Origin of the sequence: Leucobacter komagatae, assembly GCF_006716085.1 — a bacterium.
Classification (GTDB): Bacteria; Actinomycetota; Actinomycetes; order Actinomycetales; family Microbacteriaceae; genus Leucobacter; species Leucobacter komagatae.
In genome coordinates this window covers 808,539-826,885 of the sequence record NZ_VFON01000001.1, presented here as the reverse complement: position 1 = coordinate 826,885, position 18,347 = coordinate 808,539, and the positions used below count along the sequence as shown (strand labels likewise).

General features: G+C 64.1%; 28 protein-coding genes. 17 read left to right on the top strand and 11 right to left on the bottom strand.

Annotated elements, in window-relative coordinates; genetic code table 11:
• Positions 1-40: 40 nt before the first annotated feature.
• Positions 41-412, bottom strand: a complete 372-nt coding sequence (locus FB468_RS03835) for a winged helix-turn-helix transcriptional regulator (RefSeq protein WP_141886167.1) — start codon at positions 410-412, stop codon at positions 41-43.
• A gap of 85 nt (positions 413-497) precedes the next feature.
• On the opposite strand from FB468_RS03835, the gene FB468_RS03830 reads away from it, so the two are divergent.
• Positions 498-902, top strand: coding sequence for a RidA family protein (locus FB468_RS03830; protein WP_141886166.1), 405 nt, complete (start codon positions 498-500; stop codon positions 900-902).
• A gap of 314 nt (positions 903-1,216) precedes the next feature.
• Here the strand turns inward: FB468_RS03830 and FB468_RS17070 are convergent, their stop codons facing one another.
• From FB468_RS17070 to FB468_RS03815, 4 genes are all read right to left on the bottom strand, one after another.
• Positions 1,217-1,387 carry a hypothetical protein gene (locus tag FB468_RS17070; protein ID WP_170219615.1) on the bottom strand — a complete coding sequence of 57 codons (171 nt, stop codon included), beginning with the start codon at positions 1,385-1,387 and terminating at the stop codon, positions 1,217-1,219.
• Between the two features lie 62 nt (positions 1,388-1,449).
• The gene (locus tag FB468_RS03825; RefSeq protein WP_141886165.1) at positions 1,450-2,508 is read right to left on the bottom strand and encodes an IS110 family RNA-guided transposase; all 1,059 of its coding nucleotides are present in this window, start codon (positions 2,506-2,508) and stop codon (positions 1,450-1,452) included.
• Between the two features lie 625 nt (positions 2,509-3,133).
• Positions 3,134-3,592, bottom strand: a complete 459-nt coding sequence (locus FB468_RS03820) for a hypothetical protein (protein ID WP_141886164.1) — start codon at positions 3,590-3,592, stop codon at positions 3,134-3,136.
• Positions 3,593-3,797: 205 nt separating this feature from the next.
• Positions 3,798-4,010, bottom strand: a complete 213-nt coding sequence (locus tag FB468_RS03815) for a hypothetical protein (RefSeq protein WP_141886163.1) — start codon at positions 4,008-4,010, stop codon at positions 3,798-3,800.
• A 242-nt stretch (positions 4,011-4,252) separates the two neighbouring features.
• On the opposite strand from FB468_RS03815, the gene FB468_RS03810 reads away from it, so the two are divergent.
• From FB468_RS03810 to FB468_RS03775, 8 genes are read left to right on the top strand one after another with little or no spacing between them, the layout of a single operon-like run.
• A complete protein-coding gene (locus FB468_RS03810; RefSeq protein WP_170219614.1) occupies positions 4,253-4,591 on the top strand; it encodes a single-stranded DNA-binding protein in 339 nt (112 codons plus the stop codon).
• A gap of 59 nt (positions 4,592-4,650) precedes the next feature.
• A complete protein-coding gene (locus FB468_RS03805) occupies positions 4,651-4,872 on the top strand; it encodes a hypothetical protein (protein ID WP_141886161.1) in 222 nt (73 codons plus the stop codon).
• On the top strand, positions 4,869-5,348 hold the full coding sequence (locus tag FB468_RS03800) for a hypothetical protein (RefSeq protein WP_141886160.1): 480 nt from the start codon (positions 4,869-4,871) through the stop codon (positions 5,346-5,348). Before FB468_RS03805 ends, FB468_RS03800 begins: the two co-directional genes overlap by 4 nt.
• Positions 5,345-5,689, top strand: coding sequence for a helix-turn-helix domain-containing protein (locus tag FB468_RS03795; RefSeq protein WP_141886159.1), 345 nt, complete (start codon positions 5,345-5,347; stop codon positions 5,687-5,689). The genes FB468_RS03800 and FB468_RS03795 overlap by 4 nt, the downstream gene beginning before the upstream one ends.
• Positions 5,686-6,282, top strand: coding sequence for a DUF4192 family protein (locus tag FB468_RS03790; RefSeq protein ID WP_141886158.1), 597 nt, complete (start codon positions 5,686-5,688; stop codon positions 6,280-6,282). The genes FB468_RS03795 and FB468_RS03790 overlap by 4 nt, the downstream gene beginning before the upstream one ends.
• A complete protein-coding gene (gene dprA, locus FB468_RS03785; RefSeq protein ID WP_141886157.1) occupies positions 6,279-7,256 on the top strand; it encodes a DNA-processing protein DprA in 978 nt (325 codons plus the stop codon). Before FB468_RS03790 ends, dprA begins: the two co-directional genes overlap by 4 nt.
• Positions 7,253-7,498 (top strand): hypothetical protein, encoded by a 246-nt coding sequence (locus FB468_RS03780; protein ID WP_141886156.1) that lies wholly within the window; start codon positions 7,253-7,255, stop codon positions 7,496-7,498. The genes dprA and FB468_RS03780 overlap by 4 nt, the downstream gene beginning before the upstream one ends.
• Positions 7,495-7,812 carry a hypothetical protein gene (locus FB468_RS03775; protein ID WP_141886155.1) on the top strand — a complete coding sequence of 106 codons (318 nt, stop codon included), beginning with the start codon at positions 7,495-7,497 and terminating at the stop codon, positions 7,810-7,812. The genes FB468_RS03780 and FB468_RS03775 overlap by 4 nt, the downstream gene beginning before the upstream one ends.
• Before the next feature lie 69 nt (positions 7,813-7,881).
• Here FB468_RS03775 and FB468_RS03770 read toward each other — a convergent pair whose 3' ends face one another.
• Together FB468_RS03770 and FB468_RS03765 are read right to left on the bottom strand one after the other, a co-directional pair.
• Entirely contained in the window at positions 7,882-8,202 is a 321-nt protein-coding gene (locus tag FB468_RS03770; RefSeq protein WP_141886154.1) for a hypothetical protein, read from the bottom strand.
• A 72-nt stretch (positions 8,203-8,274) separates the two neighbouring features.
• Complete coding sequence (locus tag FB468_RS03765; protein WP_141886153.1) at positions 8,275-8,454, bottom strand: hypothetical protein; 180 nt, start codon at positions 8,452-8,454, stop codon at positions 8,275-8,277.
• 86 nt (positions 8,455-8,540) lie between these two features.
• On the opposite strand from FB468_RS03765, the gene FB468_RS17065 reads away from it, so the two are divergent.
• Positions 8,541-8,699 (top strand): hypothetical protein, encoded by a 159-nt coding sequence (locus FB468_RS17065; RefSeq protein ID WP_170219613.1) that lies wholly within the window; start codon positions 8,541-8,543, stop codon positions 8,697-8,699.
• Between the two features lie 28 nt (positions 8,700-8,727).
• Here the strand turns inward: FB468_RS17065 and FB468_RS03760 are convergent, their stop codons facing one another.
• Positions 8,728-9,696, bottom strand: coding sequence for an arsenic resistance protein (locus FB468_RS03760; protein WP_141886152.1), 969 nt, complete (start codon positions 9,694-9,696; stop codon positions 8,728-8,730).
• Positions 9,697-9,798: 102 nt separating this feature from the next.
• Between FB468_RS03760 and FB468_RS03755 the strand changes: the two genes are divergently transcribed.
• From FB468_RS03755 to FB468_RS03730, 6 genes are read left to right on the top strand one after another with little or no spacing between them, the layout of a single operon-like run.
• Complete coding sequence (locus FB468_RS03755; protein WP_141886151.1) at positions 9,799-10,239, top strand: MerR family transcriptional regulator; 441 nt, start codon at positions 9,799-9,801, stop codon at positions 10,237-10,239.
• 26 nt (positions 10,240-10,265) lie between these two features.
• Positions 10,266-10,625: a Cd(II)/Pb(II)-sensing metalloregulatory transcriptional regulator CmtR gene (gene cmtR, locus FB468_RS03750; protein ID WP_141886150.1), complete on the top strand. Its 360-nt coding sequence runs from the start codon at positions 10,266-10,268 to the stop codon at positions 10,623-10,625.
• Entirely contained in the window at positions 10,622-12,532 is a 1,911-nt protein-coding gene (locus FB468_RS03745) for a heavy metal translocating P-type ATPase (RefSeq protein WP_211359076.1), read from the top strand. Before cmtR ends, FB468_RS03745 begins: the two co-directional genes overlap by 4 nt.
• A complete protein-coding gene (locus tag FB468_RS03740) occupies positions 12,532-13,137 on the top strand; it encodes a cadmium resistance transporter (protein ID WP_141886149.1) in 606 nt (201 codons plus the stop codon). The genes FB468_RS03745 and FB468_RS03740 overlap by 1 nt, the downstream gene beginning before the upstream one ends.
• Positions 13,134-13,658: a signal peptidase II gene (locus FB468_RS03735; protein WP_141886148.1), complete on the top strand. Its 525-nt coding sequence runs from the start codon at positions 13,134-13,136 to the stop codon at positions 13,656-13,658. The genes FB468_RS03740 and FB468_RS03735 overlap by 4 nt, the downstream gene beginning before the upstream one ends.
• Positions 13,659-13,669: 11 nt before the next feature.
• Positions 13,670-13,981: a thioredoxin family protein gene (locus FB468_RS03730; RefSeq protein ID WP_141886147.1), complete on the top strand. Its 312-nt coding sequence runs from the start codon at positions 13,670-13,672 to the stop codon at positions 13,979-13,981.
• A gap of 7 nt (positions 13,982-13,988) precedes the next feature.
• On the opposite strand, the gene FB468_RS03725 is transcribed toward FB468_RS03730, so the two are convergent.
• Genes FB468_RS03725 through FB468_RS03715 form a run of 3 tightly spaced genes read right to left on the bottom strand, consistent with a single transcriptional unit; the run spans position 13,989 to position 17,312 of the window.
• On the bottom strand, positions 13,989-15,926 hold the full coding sequence (locus FB468_RS03725; RefSeq protein ID WP_246055736.1) for a zinc finger CCHC domain-containing protein: 1,938 nt from the start codon (positions 15,924-15,926) through the stop codon (positions 13,989-13,991).
• A 5-nt stretch (positions 15,927-15,931) separates the two neighbouring features.
• The gene (locus FB468_RS03720; protein WP_141886146.1) at positions 15,932-16,267 is read right to left on the bottom strand and encodes a helix-turn-helix domain-containing protein; all 336 of its coding nucleotides are present in this window, start codon (positions 16,265-16,267) and stop codon (positions 15,932-15,934) included.
• Positions 16,257-17,312: a tyrosine-type recombinase/integrase gene (locus FB468_RS03715; RefSeq protein ID WP_141888110.1), complete on the bottom strand. Its 1,056-nt coding sequence runs from the start codon at positions 17,310-17,312 to the stop codon at positions 16,257-16,259. The genes FB468_RS03720 and FB468_RS03715 overlap by 11 nt, the downstream gene beginning before the upstream one ends.
• A gap of 463 nt (positions 17,313-17,775) precedes the next feature.
• On the opposite strand from FB468_RS03715, the gene FB468_RS17220 reads away from it, so the two are divergent.
• Positions 17,776-18,300 carry a hypothetical protein gene (locus tag FB468_RS17220; RefSeq protein WP_211359075.1) on the top strand — a complete coding sequence of 175 codons (525 nt, stop codon included), beginning with the start codon at positions 17,776-17,778 and terminating at the stop codon, positions 18,298-18,300.
• Positions 18,301-18,347 lie beyond the last annotated feature (47 nt).

The window sequence follows — 18,347 nt, the reverse complement described above, 5'->3', positions numbered from 1 at the left end:
GTCCCCGGTGAATGTGTCGTGCGACAGCCTGCTCTACGGCTCAGTTGTCGCTCTCGGCGTCGAACTCCTCGCGGGCTTCCTCGATGACTGCCATATTGTTTGCGGCCCAGTCCAGTAGCGCGTCGATCGGCCCGCGCATGGACTTACCGAGCGCGGTAATCCGATATTCGACCGCGATTGGTCGTGTCCTGACCACCGTGCGCGTGATGACCCCGTTGCGTTCCAGTCGACGCAGCGTGTTGGTCAGTGACTTTTGGCTCACGTCGCTGATCGAACGACGTAGTTCATTGAACCGTTTCGGGGAGTCGCACAATTCTCCAAGCACCGCGAGAGACCACTTGTCGAGAACTTGGTCAAGGAGGTCTCGGTGGGGCGCGGAGATTGTGAGCGAAGTCGAGTGGGTTTCCTGCACGATACCTAGTTTCGTTGAAGTGTCTTTCGGTGACCAAGTATAAATATTACACCTGCAAAAACGTAGGCCATTAGAAGGAGAAAACATGCCAGTTCAGTACCTCAGCCCGAATGAGATGATCCCCGATGTTCCTTACCGCCACGTCGCCGTCGGGACAGGTGAGCGGCTGGTCTTCATCGCTGGTCAGGTGGCGCACATGCCTGACGGCTCTCGAATCCCCGAAGACCTCTCCGGTCAGGTCGGTCAAGCATTGCGCAACGTCAAGCGTGGCCTGGAAGCGGCCGGTGCGAGCTTCAGTGATGTCGTGCGGTTGACTGTCTACGTCACTGATTGGCAAGCATCGAAGATGGAGGCCTTCATGGAAGGGGTTGAATCTGTGGCGGACGAGATTGGACTGCAGCTACCGATGCCACCGGCTTCACTCATTGCCGTTGTGCAACTGTTCGAGCCCGGAGTCCTCGTCGAGATCGAAGCAACCGCGGTACTCTAAGCGTCGACAGTAGTGCTGCTAGCGCGGCCGCGGACAATGGCTACCGTTCTGCACGCATGTCAGGACTGAGTCCCGCTCTCGGCGGCGGTGATCGGAGCCAACAAGGATTCGATCACCTCGCGCACGACCGGCTCGACAGCTTCCTGGCGCTCTGCCTCGGTGCATCCCGTCAACACAGCACTGACCAACACTGCCATCGCGACCAACGCTGCCTTCCTCATCTGTCTGTCTGCTCTCTGTGATCTGAATTGCCTGGGACTACGGAAGAGGCCTCGACGTTTCCGCCGAGGCCTCTTCTTGTCTTGCTTGATCGCTTAGAAAACGAAGTTCGCGACCATCTCGCCGGCGTCCTTGCACATGCCGGTGAACTGTCGCAGTTCGATGTCGGTGTGCGTGGCCGCCATCTCATCGGTGCCTGAGTACCGCGGAGCCAGCGTGCGGTCGGAGATCTCCAGGTCGTCCTCCGTGTCGTTGGAGCCGAACACTGGTCCTTCTCCCTCCCACGTCGCCGTCCAAACTGAAGCGCCCTGGGACGGTCCTATAGATGTCAAGCCGTACCAAGATCAGTTCTGAGGTCGTTGAACACTTCGCGTGCGATGAATCGTTTGAGGCAACGCAGTACGTCTTTCTTTGAGAGGCCTTCTGTGAGTCGGCGCTGCATGTAGTCGATCGTTCGCGCGTCGTACCTGAGTCTCACGACCGCGATCATGTGGAGTGCACGATTCGCTTTCCGGTCGCCGCCTCGGTGGAGCCTCATACGGTGACTCTTCCCTGATGACACCGGCACGGGTGCGACACCGCAGAGCCTCGCGAACGCTGCCTCGCTGCGGAACCGTGCGATGTTTTCGCCGGCAGTGACCAACAGTTGGGCGGCATGGATCGTTCCGATTCCTACCCTGGATACCAGCGTTGGTGCTGTTGCGTTCACGAGTGTGGTCAGCGCATTTTCAAGCTCTTTGATTTCCGAGTCGAGGTCAGCAGCCCGGACGGCGAGGACTCGGAGGGCGAGCTTCACTGCCTGAACGGGATCATGCAGGCGCGCCCGATCGATACGGAATTTCCGGCAGTGGCGTGCCGCTGCCAGCCCACCCCTGGGTGTGCTCTCCCTCACGTCGGCGGGTGCGGTGACCAAGATATCTTGCAGTTGCACGATGGCAGCGGTGCGAGCTTTCACCGCAGAATCACGCGCGAGCAAGAGGAACCGTATCGATTCGATGACGCTATCGGTTCGTTTGGGGATAGCCGTGGCAACCCCTGCGAGCACTTTCCGTGCAGCAGCTTCAGCATCGATGGTGTCGTCCTTACCGACTCTCGCTTTGGTGTGTGCGTGCGGGGTGTTCACTTCTCGTACCTCGACGTGGTGATCGATCAAGAACCTGGCGAGTCCGGCGGCGTAGGAGCCGGTAGATTCCACTCCGAACGCTTGAACGTGGCCGTGCTCGGTGGCCCAGGACAGCATGTCTGCGTATCCGAGGGAAGTCGCCGGGAACTCGCTATCGGTAAGGCGTTGCCCGGTGCTGGTAATAATTACCGCGTGGTGAATGTGTTTATGCGCGTCAACTCCGACGATGACTTCTGGTTGACGCTTCAGCGTTCCGGTGGTCATGATGGTGGGGTCTCCTTCACTTCGATGTGCTGGATGACCGAACCGGGCCGGGCGGACACAACAGTGACGGGGCACTTGAGCAGGGTCCTATGAAGTCACATCCCCGCCCGGTCTGGCCTCTCCCTTGCGGGAGCAGTGGAATTGGGGCGGCGACGCGTCCCATAACGGACAACACCCAGGGTGCGTCAGTTTGATAGTCAGTCAGCCGCCGCCAACGCCACTACTTCTATCTTCACTGTTTGATGGAGATACAGTTGATATTGCGGGTGAGTGATGCGATGCCCTCATCCGCGATGCGCTGCGAGCCCCTCCCCGTGCAGCGGCGGGAGCGCAGCCGCTGCACGATCAGGTGCAGCAGCGGTCTCGGAGCGAGAGCGAGGCGGTCGAGCGCCGAGGGCCGCTCATCCGCACCACAGCGCGTGACACGCCAGCGCCGGCCATCGCTTCGCGATGTAGATCACTTTAACTACTCTTGACGTGTCGCTCCAGGTCATGACAGCGACTGCCTTTCAGGGGGGGCGCTCCAGACTCGGAATCTGCGGAGCGGCCCTCGGTCTTTTCGTCCGCCTCCGGCAGGGCTTATGAGTACCTGGGCAGCGGAGCGGCTGCCACGTGAGAAAGCGCCTTATCGCACCATTGCGGCCACGACTCCGTAGATACCGCGCAGCAGCGCTACGACCACCACCGCACCCCAGACGACGAGGAGCGCGATCATCAGGCTCGCAGGCACGAACATTGCAGTAAACAACGTGGTGATCGCGCCTAGCACTGCGAGCACCGACATGGCGAACCTCGCTCCTCCCTCTGGTGTGCTTCCGCCGCTCGTCAGAGCAATCCAAAGCATCACCAGCAGCACCACTGCTTGCCCTGCCCAGGTGCCTGCCTGGAGCGGCCAGCGGATTACGGCAGGGAAGACAGAGAGATCCGCGTTCCAGTCATAAGCCTGCTCCCGAGGCAGGGTGTAGAGCACCATGGTGAGCAAGGACAGTGCTGAGACCGGGAGTAGCGAGAACGCAGCAGTGAGCAGCCACGCTTCGCCTGTGAAGAGTCCGATCGGGGCGAGAAGCGGCGCAGCGCAGATCAACAGACAGCTTGAGCCCCACAGCGCCCCGGGAACGAGAGCTGCTGTGCTACGTGACGCTTTCGGCTTGCGTCGGGAACGCGGCGCCGCGGTCATGGCTACCCTCTTCTCCTGGCATTAACGATGCGCTACACATGGCTGCACACCACCCATTCTCAGACTTCAATTCTACCGTCGAGCAACTTGACCGGGGCGTGACGTCTAGTTGCTACCGCAGATGCTCGAACGGGTCGACGACGCTGTGCAGCCCGTGCTCCGGGCAGACGAACGCAATCCGCGCGCCCATGTCGTCGCTGCCGGCGTGCTCCGGTACGCAGTCGCTCCCGCACTCCTGGCACGTGCGGTACCGCTCGTTGCCCGTGCCGTCGCCGACCTGGATCACCAGGCCCTCCGGCAGTTCGATCGGGTGTTCGTCGCTCATGAGTCGAGCCTATGCGCACCGTGCTCTCTGCTGTCAAGAGTAAGCATCGACGAGTCAGCCGAGCCGTGAAAACAAGAGCCCCGAGGCGCGATGCCTCGGGGCTCTATCTTTGCTGCTCGCATGCGCGAGCAAGGAAGCGAATGTTGGGGCCGGGAACCCCGGCCCGGGAAAGACCGTGAGAGGTGCAGCCCTGCGGGCTGTGGCTCTGTTGGCATCACGGAACAACAGAAATGAGCACAGCCATGCCTAAGCAAAAGCAAGCGCAAAAGCAAACACAGAACCGGATCACCGTCTCGGGCGTCGTCGGAAACGTCATCAAGCGCGGCACCACGAAGAAGGGCCAGCCCTACGTCTCGTTCCAGATCACCGTCCAGGAGGGCCCTCGCGGCGGCGAGAAGCACGCTGTGCCCTACACCGTGAACGCGTTCCGCCGGCTCGCCGAGAACGCGTCTCAGAGCCTCAAGCCCGGTGACCGTCTGCTCGTGACCGGCACCGTCAAGGAAATGCTCTGGCAGCGACCGGATCGTCTCGTCACGCAGCGCACCATCACTGCCGAGCGCATTGGGCGCGACCTGTCCTAGGACGCCAGAACGTTCACGCACGCAGAAGAAGACCCCGAAGACGCATAGGGAGACACGAAATGACCGCTTCAAAGCCCACCACGTCCACGCTCACGATGCTCGGCATCACCGTCGTCGTGTGCAGCATCATCGGCCTCGCCTTCAACGACCTCGTGATCGCCGACGGCACGAGCCTCGTGGGGCGCGCTGGTTTGTTCGCCGCAGTCGGGACAGCGCTCCTGGTGGTCGGCTGTGTTCGCGATGCACGAAGAAGAGAACAAAGAGTGGAGACAACACCATGACTACCCGGCTCACTCCCTACGACACCGGCGACCGCCTGGAGCCGCACCCTTGGCCAATCGTCCACACCGAGCCCGGCGGCAGCGCCATCGACCGCGACCACTACGGCTACGTCGATCTCGACAACGATGAGAGCGCCACTGTGTTCACGATCGTCGGCAAGCGCCATGACCACAACACAGCCGACGGCTCACAGGGATATCTGTTGAGCGTCAGCACCTACGGCGACGATTCAGCCGTCGAGATCGACGGAGACAGAGTCCTCGTTCTCGACGAAGAGACGCTCGCGGGCCTCGACGCCCTCGTCGAGCTCGCCCGCCGCAGCGTACTGGCCGACCTGCCCCGCCGCGGCCGCGAGGACTTCGTTGACCGGACACGAGGCCCTCACGACTACAGCGACGAAGGGATCGCCGTTGCGGACGACCAGTGGCGCCGCGCGCAGCAGGCGATCAAGACGATCCGAGGAGAACGACCATGACCAGGAAACCACCAGGCAGGGGACCCGCTGTCATGGGTCGGCATAGCCGAAACGTCGCCGCCGGCGTGCGGGCGCTCCGCCAGTCCAACGGACTCACGCTGGGCGACCTCGCGAAGAGAACAGGAGAGCACGGCCGTACCATCACGACCACGCAGCTGAGCCGCCTGGAGAACGGTGCCCGGACGATCTCCGTCGACGACCTCTTTGTGCTCGCGGAGGCGCTGGAGGTCGAGACCTGCGTGCTCACCCACTTCGACGAGTTCGAGCTGCGCACGGAACTCGTGCACGCGACAGACGCTGCATCCCGTGCAGCAGAACAGACCAAGGAGACATCATCATGACTGAACCGACGATACTCAAGGCCACGAGCAGCGCCGACTTCCTCGCCGCGCTGCCGCGCCTCACCGGCATGACCGCCCCTGAGAGCCTGTTCGTCGTGCTGTTCGACGGCAAGCGCACCATCGGCTCAGCCCGCGTCGATCTGCCCGAGCGCCTCGAAGAGCAGCTGAACGATCCAGGCCCCGAGCTGGAGGCGTGGCTGCGCCAAGTCGTCTCCATCGTGAACAACGGTAATCCGGTAGTCGTGGTCGTCCAGACCAGGCACAGGATCACGAAGCGGCCGGAGACAAGTCCCCAAGGCGTACTGAAGGCAGTGCTGACAGACATACTCGCCGCTACCGGTATAACACTTCGGGACGCGCTGCTCCAGGGCTCGGACGGCTGGGCGAGCTTCGCAGACGGTGCCGAACGGCCTGATCTGAACTGGCTCGACGAGATCCAGCAGAGCCCGCTCCACGACCCGGACCACGAGCCGCTCTCGATCGACGAGTGGCGCGAGCAGCACCCCGGCCGGACCGCCGAAAGCAGCGCAGAGATCAGCACCATGGCCGAGCAGATGCTCGCCTCTGGCAATGAAGCGAAGGACCAGTCATGACCACGACAACGAGCAGCCGCAGCAGCATGGAAAGAGACAGAGACCTCCTCGCGCGCTTCGCCTGGAGCCGCATCGTCGAGCCCGGCGACCGCGCGGCAGCGGTGCTGATCAACGCGTTCGGGGCTGCAGAGGCACTGCAGCGACTCGCCGCCATCGACGAGCAGATCAAGAAGCGCGTCGTGAACGCGTCCTACGCGCCTCTCGCTGAGAAGTGGCTCGCCCGTCACGACATGTCGCAGGCCCAGCGCGAGCTGGAGCAGGCACTGGCCGCAGGTCTCACGGCTCTGCTGCCCGACGACGAGCTCTGGCCTGCGCGCCTCGGCGACCAAGAAAGCGCAGACCCGCTCGCACCGGCTCAGCCCCTCATGCTCTGGGCTCGCGGCGACGTTGCGTTGCTCCAGAAGCCGAGCCTTGCGATCACCGGGGCCCGCGCCTGCACCGGCTACGGCGAGCACGTGACCCGCGAGATCGCAGATCACGCAGCGCAGCACAGCGTCACCGTGCTGGCTGGCGCCTCCTACGGCATCGACGGCGCGGCTCACCGTGCTGCACTGGCGGCCGGCGGCAAGACCGTCGCGGTGCTCGCGAGCGGAGTGGACAGAGCCTATCCCGCAGGCCACCGGGATCTGATCGACCGCATCGCTGAGCAGGGCTTGGTCGTCAGCGAGATACCTCCTGGCACCGCGCCAACGCGGCACAGGTTCCAGATGCGCGGTCGGATCATCGCAGCGCTGGCGGGCGCAGTGGTCATTCCCGAGGCGGGCCTGCGCTCTGGCGCGCTGCGGGTGGCACAGCAGGCGCATGGCATCGGCAGGCCCGTCGGCGCTGTGCCGGGTCCCGTCACCAGCGCAGCGAGTGCGGGCTGCCACATGCTCCTGCAGCAGGGCACAGCGCAGCTGGTTGCAGACGGCGAGGAAGCGCTCGCCTTCATCATGCGGAGCAACGGTTGCAACGAAGAAGGAGTACCAGCATGAGCACCACCACGTTCGAGCTCACTCAAGGAGAGGCAGCCTGCGGCGTCGACCTGGAAGACGTCCATGCCCTGCGCGCGAGGGCGCTCGTCATCGACGGCGGTGCTGCCGTGGTGCTGCCCGCCGACCTTGCTCCGGCACTGACCGGGGCCGCGGCGAGGCTTGCGCTCGGCGGAGCAGTGGTATTCAGCGGGTTCAACCAGTTCGGCCAGCCTGTCTACCGACGCGAGGAGACAGCGCGATGACATGGAAGCTCATGCGCGAGGCTCTGAGGCTGCGATTCGGCGAGACCGAGCTGCAAGGCTCGCTTCATTACGACCCAGCCCAGCACGCACTGGAGATGCTGTTCCCCGACAGCGACAGCGAGATGCTCACGGTAGATCTGCTCGCGTCCGGCTACGTCGCGTACCCGGGCGAGGTGTTCGTCCGCGACTACAGCGAGCACAGCGGCCTGCCGGCGGCCCTTGTCGCAGCAGGTGTCTGCGGGGAGGTGGAAAAGCTCAGCGTCGGTCCCTTCAGCTCCAGCGTGAGCCGGATGCGTGTGATCGCTGCTGGTTGAGACGCGAAGAGACCCCGGGGCCCGACGGCCTCGGGGTCTCTGTGTAGTTCAGAGTGATCTATTAGAAGATCATTCGACACCGTAGTGCGCGTTCATCTGTCGAGTACCCTGAATGATGAGCAGCTTCTTCAGATCAGTCCCCTTTGCCACATCATCGGTGAGCTTCCCGCCCCACTTCTGGATCTCCTCCTGAACCCAGAGACTCGCAAAATCAGGGGCGAGTTTGCCAGTACTGCGGATCTGCTTCGCGGTGTCAGTGCTCTCATACTGATCGAGGCTCTTCTTGATGAAGTCGAAGAAGCTCCGCAGTCGCTCATTCCCCTGCTTGGACAACTCACCAACCTCGACGAGCTTCACTCTCAGATCGTCGTCGGTGTTCTGTTCGCTCATTTCTCTCCTCTTTTCAGCGCCTGTTCCGGCGATCTCAAGCCTACGGGTCAGGCTTCTACGGCGAGCACGGCCCTACCTCATCCCCTCGAACGGGTCCGTGACGCTGTGCAGGCCGTGCTCAGGGCACGAGAACGCTACCCTGATCGCGGCTTCCTCGCCGCCGTCGAATATCTCGGGCTCGCAGTCGCAGCCGCACTCGGAGCAGGTTCGGTAGTCCTCGTTGCCCGAGCCGTCTCCGATCCTGATATGCATGCGTTGATGATACGCGGGACGCCACCCTTCTCGCGGAACTCGGTGTTGTCGTGAGCGATCCCGCCTCACGAACATAGAATCGTTCCATGACCAACAAGCTCGGAGGCAATGAAGAACAGGTGCGCCGCTTCATCGACGCGGCGCAGAGTCTGAGTAGCTCTGACATCGAGCCGGTCGTCACAGCGACGCGCAGACAGGAAGTTCGCGATGCGGGGTCTCGGATCTTGGACGTTCCTTACTGGTAGTGCCGATTGTTGCAGAGTCGCGTATTCGTCAGTTTAGGGTCGTGCGAACGACCTTCGGCACTAACCGAACGAAGACCACCATGGCGACAAGCTCGACCAGGGTCTGTGTGACGACGACGAGCGGCGCGAGGTCGAATGCTGCGGGCAGGGCGAGTACCAATGGCAGTACGACGAGTGAGTTCCGTGTCGCGCCGCTGAACACGATCGCCCGTCTGCCCGGTGCGTCAAGGCCGGCGACTCTGCCCGCGAGTATTCCCACTGGCACCATCACGGCCGCGAACAGGACGTACACCGGCACCGCGAGCAGGAGCGAACCAAACTCCGCACTCACGCCAGCGATCTGCGAGGAGACGACGACCGCGAGCGTGGCGACCATCAGAGGCACCATCGCTCCCAAAGCGATGCGCTCGACCATTTTCCCGATGCGCCAGCGGGCGGCGGCGAGCTGCGTGAGCGCGGCAGCGACCAGCGGCACGGCGATGATGAGGACGAAGGCCTCGACGAAGGGGGCGAACTCCACAGATTCGACGAACTCCGCCCCGACGAATAGCCAGAGGTACAGCGGCAGCAGGACCATCTGGGTGAGCATCAGCAACGGGGTAGCCGCCAGGAGCTTCTCCTCATCGCCGCCAGCGAGTCCGGCGAAGACGATGACATAGTCGATGCACGGGGTCAGCAGCACGAACAGCACGCCGACGAGGAGCACCTGGTCGTGGGCGACGATCCTCGACAGCAGCCACGCGATGGCGGGCACCAGGGCGAAGTTGACGACGAGGAGGGTGGCGAGGAACCGCCAGTCCCGAAATGCTTGCCCGATCCTGCCGAAGGGGATGCCGAGGAACGTGGCGTAGAGCAATAGCGCCAGCATGGGCTGGATCGCGAGCTCGGCGGGGTGGGCGACCGCGGGCCAGGCCAGTCCGATGATGGCCCCGATTGCCAGCCCCGCGACGAAGAGCGCGACCTGTTGCCGCTCCATCCATTCCATGGTCTTCCGCATCGCTCTCCAGCCTCGTACTCAAGGGCGACCGACGTCGCCTCGAAAGATGTTAGACCTTGAACCCGGGTTGAAGGTCAAGTGAGCGAGGTATATGGTCGAAGCGTGAAGATCTCCGAGGTTGCCGAGCGCAGCGGGGTGCCGGCGAGCACGCTGCGCTACTACGAGCGCCTCGGGATCCTGTCCGCGCGCCGGAGCCCGAACGGGTACCGCGACTTTGACGAGAACCACCTCGAGCGGCTCGACTTCATTGCCTCTGCGAAGCGCCTCGGCCTCGAGCTACCCGAGATCCGCCGACTCCTTGAACTCGCCGACGACGGTACCTGCACCGGGGTGAAGGCTGCGATGCAGCCGCTGTTGGCTGATCAGCTCGCCGCCGTTGAACGGCAGCTTCGCATCCTGGGCAACTTGCAGGACCAACTGCGCGCGGCGCAAGTCCACGTGGACGGCTGCCCTGACAGCGACCAACGATGCCGCTCGGAGTGCGCCTTCAGAGCCTTCGCACTGGGAAACCCCACACGAGAACATCGATCGAATAACCAATAGGTCAGTGTGGGCTGTATAGTTATTGCATGCTGACTATTGCTTCGCGCCTCGACGTCATGAACCGGCTCGGCCGGGCCATGGCGGATCCGACGCGCTCCCGGATCCTGATGACGTTGCTCGGTGGGCCGAGCTACCCGGCCGTCCTTTCGCGTGAGCTGGAGTTGACGCGCTCGAACGTGTCGAACCACCTGACTTGCCTGCGGGACTGCGGGATCGTGGTCGCTGAGCCTGAGGGCCGCCAGACCCGCTATGAGATCGCTGATCCGCACCTCGCGGCGGCGCTCGTCGCGCTGGTGGATGTGACGTTGGCTGTCGATGAGCACGCGCCGTGTGTGGACTCGTCTTGCACGGTGCCGGGCTGCTGCGGTACAGGGGCGGACGCGTGAGCGCGGCGTGCGGCTGCGAACCCGAGCCTGAAACCACGTCGGGCGAAGAACATGAAGAGGCTGAGCGGCCCTGGTGGAGGGATCGCGGGATCATGGTGCCGGTCTTCTCCGGCGTTGCCTTCCTCGCCGGTCAGATTCTCGAATGGTCCGGCCTCGAGATCCCGGCGCTGGTGTTGTTCTGGGCCGGCCTGTTGCTGGGTGCGTCGACGTTCACGCCGGGCGCGATTCGGAAGCTGTTCAAGGGCAAGCTCGGCATCGGGCTGCTGATGACGATCAGCGCGATCGGTGCAGTCGTCCTCGGCTACGTGGAGGAGGCTGCAGCTCTGGCGTTCTTGTACTCGATCGCTGAGGCGCTTGAGGACAAGGCGATGGACCGCGCCCGCGGCGGGCTGCGGGCACTGCTGAAGCTCGTGCCGGAGACAGCGACCGTGCTGCAGGGCGGCGTCTCCTCGCAGGTGCAGGCGCGAGAGTTGACGGTCGGCCAGGTCATGGTGGTCCGCCCGGGTGAGCGGATCGCGACTGATGGGGTCGTGCGTTCTGGCCGCTCCAGCCTGGATACCTCGGCGATCACCGGGGAGTCGATCCCCGTCGAGGTCGAGCCCGGGGATGCGGTGTCGGCCGGTGCGATCAACAGTGCCGGTGTCCTGGAGGTCGAGGCGACGGCAGCGGGCACCGATAACTCGCTCACGACGATCGTGGAGCTGGTGGAGAAGGCGCAGACGGAGAAGGGCGAACGTGCTCGTCTGGCGGACAGGATCGCCCGCCCGCTCGTGCCCGGCGTTCTGATCCTCGCTGCGCTCGTCGCGATCGTCGGGTCGCTGCTGGGCGACCCGGAGGTGTGGATCACCCGCGCGCTCGTCGTGCTGGTCGCCGCTTCTCCGTGTGCGCTGGCGATCTCGGTGCCGCTGACTGTCGTCGCGGCGATCGGTGCAGCGAGCAAGTTTGGCGTGATCATCAAGTCCGGTGCCGTCTTCGAGCGCTTCGGCACGGTCCGCCACGTCGCCGTCGACAAGACCGGCACCCTCACCCGCAACGAACCGGCGGTCACCGCCGTGATCACTGCGAACGGCGTGACCGAGACGCAGGCTCTGGCCTGGGCGGCCGCGTTGGAGCAGCACAGCACACATCCCCTCGCCTCAGCTATCACTGCCGCGGCCCCGGGGACTCCGGCAGCCGCAGATGTGACCGAACAGGCCGGGCACGGCATCGACGGCAGCGTCGACGGATCGAGAATCACCGTCGGCAGCCCCCGCTGGCTGGACGCCGGCGACCTCGTGGACCGGGTCGCGAAGTTGGAAGAACAGGGCATGACCGTCGTCATCGTGCACCGCGACGGGTCACCGGTCGCCGCGATCGGCGTCCGCGACGAACTTCGACCTGAAGTCCCCGAGGTAGTCCGAACACTCACCGGCCAGGGCGTCGGGGTGACGATGCTCACCGGCGACAACGCCCGCACCGCTCGTGCACTGGCGGCGCAGGCCGGGATCAGAGACGTGCGGGCGGAGCTGCGCCCGGAGGACAAGGCGACCGCGATCGCAGAACTGTCGAAGACGGGACCTGTCGCGATGATCGGCGACGGCATCAACGATGCCCCGGCCCTCGCTGGCGCAGACATCGGCATCGCGATGGGCGCGACCGGCTCCGACGCAGCGATCGAATCCGCCGACGTGGCCTTCACCGGACATGATCTGCGCCTCATCCCACGGGCATTCGACCACGCCCGGCGAGGTAGACGGATCATCAACCAGAACATCATCCTGTCGCTGCTGATCATCACCGCACTGCTCCCGCTGGCGCTGTTCGGTGTGCTGGGGCTCGCGGCTGTCGTCCTGGTCCACGAGGTCGCGGAGGTCATCGTGATCCTCAACGGCCTGCGCGCCGCCCGCACGCCACGGTTGGCGAGCTGATGCTCGCGACCATCGGCTCAGCGATCGGCCTGTTCGCTGCGACCAACATCGACGACATCGTCGTGCTCACGGTGCTGTTCCTTGCCTCCAGCCGGGGGAAGCCGCGTCCGTGGCAGATCGTTGCTGGCCAGTATCTCGGGTTCATCACCCTCGTCGTGATCAGCGTGATCGCCGCGCTCGGTCTCACGATCGTCCCGGACGAATGGGTGGGCTTCCTCGGTCTCATCCCGCTCGGCATCGGCATCTGGACCCTCGTGCGCGGCCTGCGCCGCAACGGCGACGATGATGACGACGACAAGATCACCGCAGTAGGCATGTGGGGCGTCGCGGGGATCACGATCGCCAACGGTGCGGACAACATCTCCCTGTACACGCCGATCTTCCGCACCAGCACTCCCGGCGACGTCGTGATCATGATCGTTGTGTTCCTGATTCTCGTCGCCGTCTGGTGTGCTGCCGGGCGACTGATCGGCACGCACAAGGCGGTCACAGAGACGCTCGAGCGCGTCGAGCACTGGCTCGTCCCGGTCGTGTTCATCGGCCTGGGCCTGTTCATCCTGATCGAGTCCGGCGTGATCGTCCGTCTCTTCGAGGTCCTCGCATGACCCCGGACACAAACGCCGACGTTGAGTCGGCGTCGGAAGAGCGGCCGCAGAGGGGGCGCTGGCGGTTCACTGCCTGGGCACTCCTGATCACCGTGGTCGTCGTCTTCATCGATCAGGGGACGAAGGCATGGGCCGAGGCCACTCTGTCGGAGCACGAGCGCATCCCGCTGATCGGCGACCTGCTGGGCCTGCAGCTCGCGTACAATCCTGGGGCGGCGTTCTCCTTCGGTGAGGGCTCCACCTGGGTGTTCGCTCTCATCGCCGTCGCGGCCACGGTGACCGCGATCGTGTTCGCGTTCCGGGTCCGACGCCCTGGGTGGGCGGTCGTGATCGGTGCGCTCGGTGGGGCCGCAGCCACGCACGCCAGTGACCGGCTTCTCCGCCAACCAGGATTCGCTCGGGGGCACGTCGTCGATTTCCTCGCCTACGGTGACTGGTTCATCGGGAACGTCGCCGACATCGTGATCGTCACCGCCGCGATCGCCGGAGCGCTTCTGATGATCCGCGGCACCGAGAACTGAGAGGACCAACTATGGAGATCACCCTGCAGTACTTCGACGGCTGCCCGAATTGGGAGATACTCGACGGCAGGCTTGTTGAGCTGCTCGATGGCCGATCAGATATCCGCGTCACGCGGCAGCTGGTCGAGACCGCCGAGGAAGCCGAGCGCCTCGGGTTCCACGGGTCACCGACCGTCCTCGTCGACGGCGTCGATCCCTTCGCCGATGAGCACGCCCCCGTCGGGCTTGCCTGCCGGGTGTTCCGTACCCCTGCCGGGTTAGCGGGGTCTCCGACTGTCGAGCAGCTGCACGAAGCGATTTCCGTCCCGGGCTCGGACGGCTGATGCTCGATCAGGCGTGGGTGGAGCGGAGCGTCGGGTAATCGGACCATTCTCCGCCGGCGAGACGTGACCATGAAGCGGCGGACGCCGTTGTGATGCCGAGGAGATCCGAGACGATCCGGGGATGCAGTTGCCGGGTGAGCTCGATGAGCGCTGTCGTGCGGGCGCTCCCAGCAAGCAGACCTTCGGTGCGAAGGCGACGGCTGAGCGGCCCCGGGGTGAGGTGACGGCCCGGGTTCCTGCCGGGGAACAACCACCCTTCAGGATGGCGCTTTGCGGCATCGACGAGCTCGACGATGGCGTCGCCGAGGATCTCGGGGAGTTCGATCGGCTCGGCCCCGACGGTGAGTGTCACGGGCCGCGAGCTCGTATCGACCTGTGCCCGGGTGATCGTGACGATGCGGGTCAGCTGGATGCCGTAGAGCAGCACGAGGAGACCCGCCGCCCGGGTCTTCGGGTCCATGTCGGCATCGGACAGGAACTTGCGGGCCATCTGCCATCGGTGGTCAGCGGCATAGCCTCGCCCTTCGAGGCGATTGACTCGGAACTCGACTCGGAGGTTGCTCAATCGGTGCCGGCGCAGCCAACGGGTGAATGGTGCCAGCGCGTCACGCTGGCTCGGCGAATCGGTCAGATATGCGTCCAGACGGCGTTGTGGGAAAGTCGCCAGCGTCTCCTGCTGTGACCGGATCTCCTCAAGGAGCGCAGCACAGTATTTCAGAAAGGCCCGTTGCCTTTGGAAGCCTGAGGTAAGGCTGGACACCCGAGCCGATCGTAGGAGCTCCCAGGCGCAGTAGCGGCGCAGGATCAGCCGGTCCTCGGGATGGTCGATATCGTTGAGCCAGCCATTGAGCCAGTGGTTGAATCGCGTGCCTTCGACGTCGAGCTCCGGCAGCACTCCTGAGCGGACCAGAAGCGAGAGGAGAAATGCCACGGACTGCCCCGATTGAGCTCGGGCGATAATCGCCTCGGCGGCAAGCGGCAAAGTTCCGTCCGCGAGCTCGCGGAGCACCAGTGCACACTTGCTCTTATGCAACCAGCGTTCGAGCGACACCGCGTTGCTGTGATGCGTCAGCAGGTAGTCCGCAAGAGGGTGAAGGTCTGCGCGGATCTCGCCCGCATCGTCGGCGAGTAGCTGCTGGATCGCGACAGGCCGACGGCACTCGACGCAGAGGTGATGTTTGCGGATCTCCTCGATCGAACCGCAACCCGGACAAGCCATCGTCACCGGAGCACCCGTGCATTTGGCACAGGCCCTCTGACCGTTCATGAACCCGGTGAGAAAGACCCTGCGCCCGCACTCAGGGCAGGGCTGCGGTCTACGCATCGCGTAGTAGCAGCGCGCGCATATCCGTCGCCCGTCGAGGTGGGAGGCCACACGACCGGGCTCTCCGCAGAGCCCGCAGGTTTTGATCGGCGCTGTGTAGCAGCGCAGACAGACCAGTTCGGGCCGACGGACGGCGATGGTCGCGTGCTGACCGCACCGGGAGCAGCGATCGAATGATCGGGGATCGGTGCGCCAGCATTCGCGGCAGTACCGTTCCCCTTCGATGGTGCGCTGCACTGGCCTGACCCGTCCGCAGGTCGCGCAGGCTACCGACCTGGCGTTCCGCTCGCAGCGCGAGCAATGCCTGCCGCAGCTTGGCGTCTTGTGTGGCAGACGGACAGCTCGGCCGCATGACTCGCACGTCGGCAGCACAACCCTGCTTGTTCCTTCGACGACCAGCGCGCGGGCCAAATCTTGGACAGTTACCGGAACATTCGCATGCCGCCCCTCGAGGACGCCGGTCTGTTTGATCAGCGCGAGCTCAAGAAGCCGCTGCGTCAGCGGCACCGGCGCGACCGAATGCACGATCTCAGCGAGACGATCGGGCGAGATCTCGGGGACGAGAGGCATCACGAGGTCGACGACTTCCGCGACTCGCGGCTGTTGCGGAGGCTTCGCCACCGTGGCTACTTCGTACGCGGACGACGGATCGTTGCACGAACGGGACGAAGATCACCGATCGACCCGCGCGTCGCCTCCTCACCGACGGCCACCGGGGCCGAGGCCTCCCGACGAGTGATCGTCACCAGGTCGTCGAGTGAGCACTCCAGCGCATCGCACAACGCTGCCAGCACGTCGAGACGCACCCGCTGCGGCTGCTGCGTCACCAGCCGATACACCTGCTCCCGGGACAGGTCGATGCCGCGCTCCTCGAGTAGGGGCTTTAGCTTGGAGGTCTGGAAGATCCCGCGCGATGCCATCAGGCTGCGCAGGTTCCATCCGGTGTCGAGCTCAACGGTCATCAGCTTCTCCTTCGATGAGGGCTTTCAGCGCTTCCGCGAGCACTCGGTTCTTGTAGTCCGAGCTGACAGAGGCGTAGATCGAGGTAGTCGACGCGTGCATGTGTCCGACTTGTTCCTGGACGAATCGATCGGCGTACCCGAACTCCAGCAGGTGCGTGACATAGGAGTGCCGGAGGCTGTGCAGCGTCAGATCCTTCGACAGGCCGGCCTCGTCCCGCAGCTCCGCGAACCTCCGGTCGAGATACCCTGCGGACAGACGTGTGCGCCTCTCGGTCACCCAGAGCGCGTCGAGGTCGTCTCCGGGCGCGAAACGCTCCCTGGCCTGTTCGAGCCACTGCTGCATACCGGCCACCCTCCAGTCAAACTCTGGCACCAGCAGCACGGTGCGCCGCCGAGGCGAGCCGCCACCCGCCGCCTTCGCCCACCGCACGTGGATAGAGCCGTATCGTCCCCACTGGCGCATCTTGGCGTTGTGGTGCAGGTCAACGGTGTCGAGCATCACAGCTTCCGTGCGGCGCAACCCGAACGCGTACACGGTCTTCAGTAGCTGCGCGTCCCGCAGCGCACCTAGTGCCCCCTTCCTCCTGGAACTGACTAGCAATTCAACGCGAGCGTCAGCTGTGTCGAACAGGCGCTCCACCTCGGCATAGGAGAACGGTCGGCGTTTTCCATCTCCCTCGAATTCGAACCGGTGAGCCACCGTGTTCCACGGCAGACACACTTGGGACGGAAAATCACCGAATTCCCGATGGCAGATCTCCATCCAGTCATACAACGGGTTCGTGAGGTAGTCGCAGAATCCCCTGATAGCCCCATGGTGATGGCGCAGCGTCGACAGCGACCTGATCGGGGTCGCCGCCTCGACCGTGAACTCGTCGACATCTGCGACCGTCCACTTCCACGGCGGCTTGTCCACGAAAACCGCGAAGCGCGTCACCGTGGAGACACGATTGCGGATGGTCTGCTCGCGAAGTCCCCGCGATAGCTGCTGATTTCGCCACCCGTCGACCATCGCGCTGAAGATCTGTTGCTCGGGGTTCACCAAAGTGACGTTCGACGCCGAAGTAATCAGTCGAAGCGTGGATGGAGAAGCGCCATAATCTTTCATTAGATGCAACAATGTACGGAGGGGTGCATCACTATGTCAACCCAAATCCAAACTTCCGCGAGATCACGCTGTTATGATCGGAGGGCTTCGCCATTGAGTTGGACAAATAGACGTCGTTTGCAACCATAGACAGTTGCATTCACTGCAACATTCGATGGTTCGGTCTGCATCGCACTACGCGGCCATAGAGTCTGCAGTTCGCGGTCTCGAAAAGGATGTTCGGGCGAAGCTGCCACAGTCCACCACGACTGCCGAGCGAATGACCATGGGGAGCTTCACTTCGCTCCTGGGTTTGGCAGTGTTCGCTCTCGCATCGCGCACGCAGCTCGATGACAACACAGTGGCGCTAGTAGTGGACCCATTCGCAAGGCGACTCGGGTTCGAGTGGCGGTCCTGGGGTGTGCCCAACGCAACAAGAAACCTCTGGAGCGGCGAGCCCAACGACGACGATGCAGCTCGGGAGCCTATAACAGTCGCGGTGAGCGGCGAGCCCGACGACGACGTAGCTCCTGCGCCGAGGTTCGACCGCGACGAGCCGGCTTGGGCGGCGCGCATAGTGGTCGGGGTGAGCGAAGAGCTCGGCGACAGGGAACGACAGCAGCTCGCCCACTTCCTCGACCCCGACTACTCGGCGAGGATCGAGGACGACGAGCCGGAGACGAAGTTCGAGGACATCTACGTCTCGCAGGAGCACCGCTTCTCGCTGGGCGCGGAGCTCATCTTCGGCATCGGCTACCTGTCGATTCCGGTGTCGACGGGCCTCGTCGACTACGAGGAGTACTACGCCCTCAACCGCGACGAGTTCGAGCAGTTCCGCAAGGACCCCGAGCTGGCTCTCCCGCTTGTTGAACAGTGCCGCAGGCGCGAGCAGGACGGCCGCCTCATGCAACAGCTGCCGGTCACGAATCGTGGCGTACCCGTCTAGCGGGCGAGCGTCCGCTTGCTCTCAGGGGAGCCGAGGCGTCGCGTGCC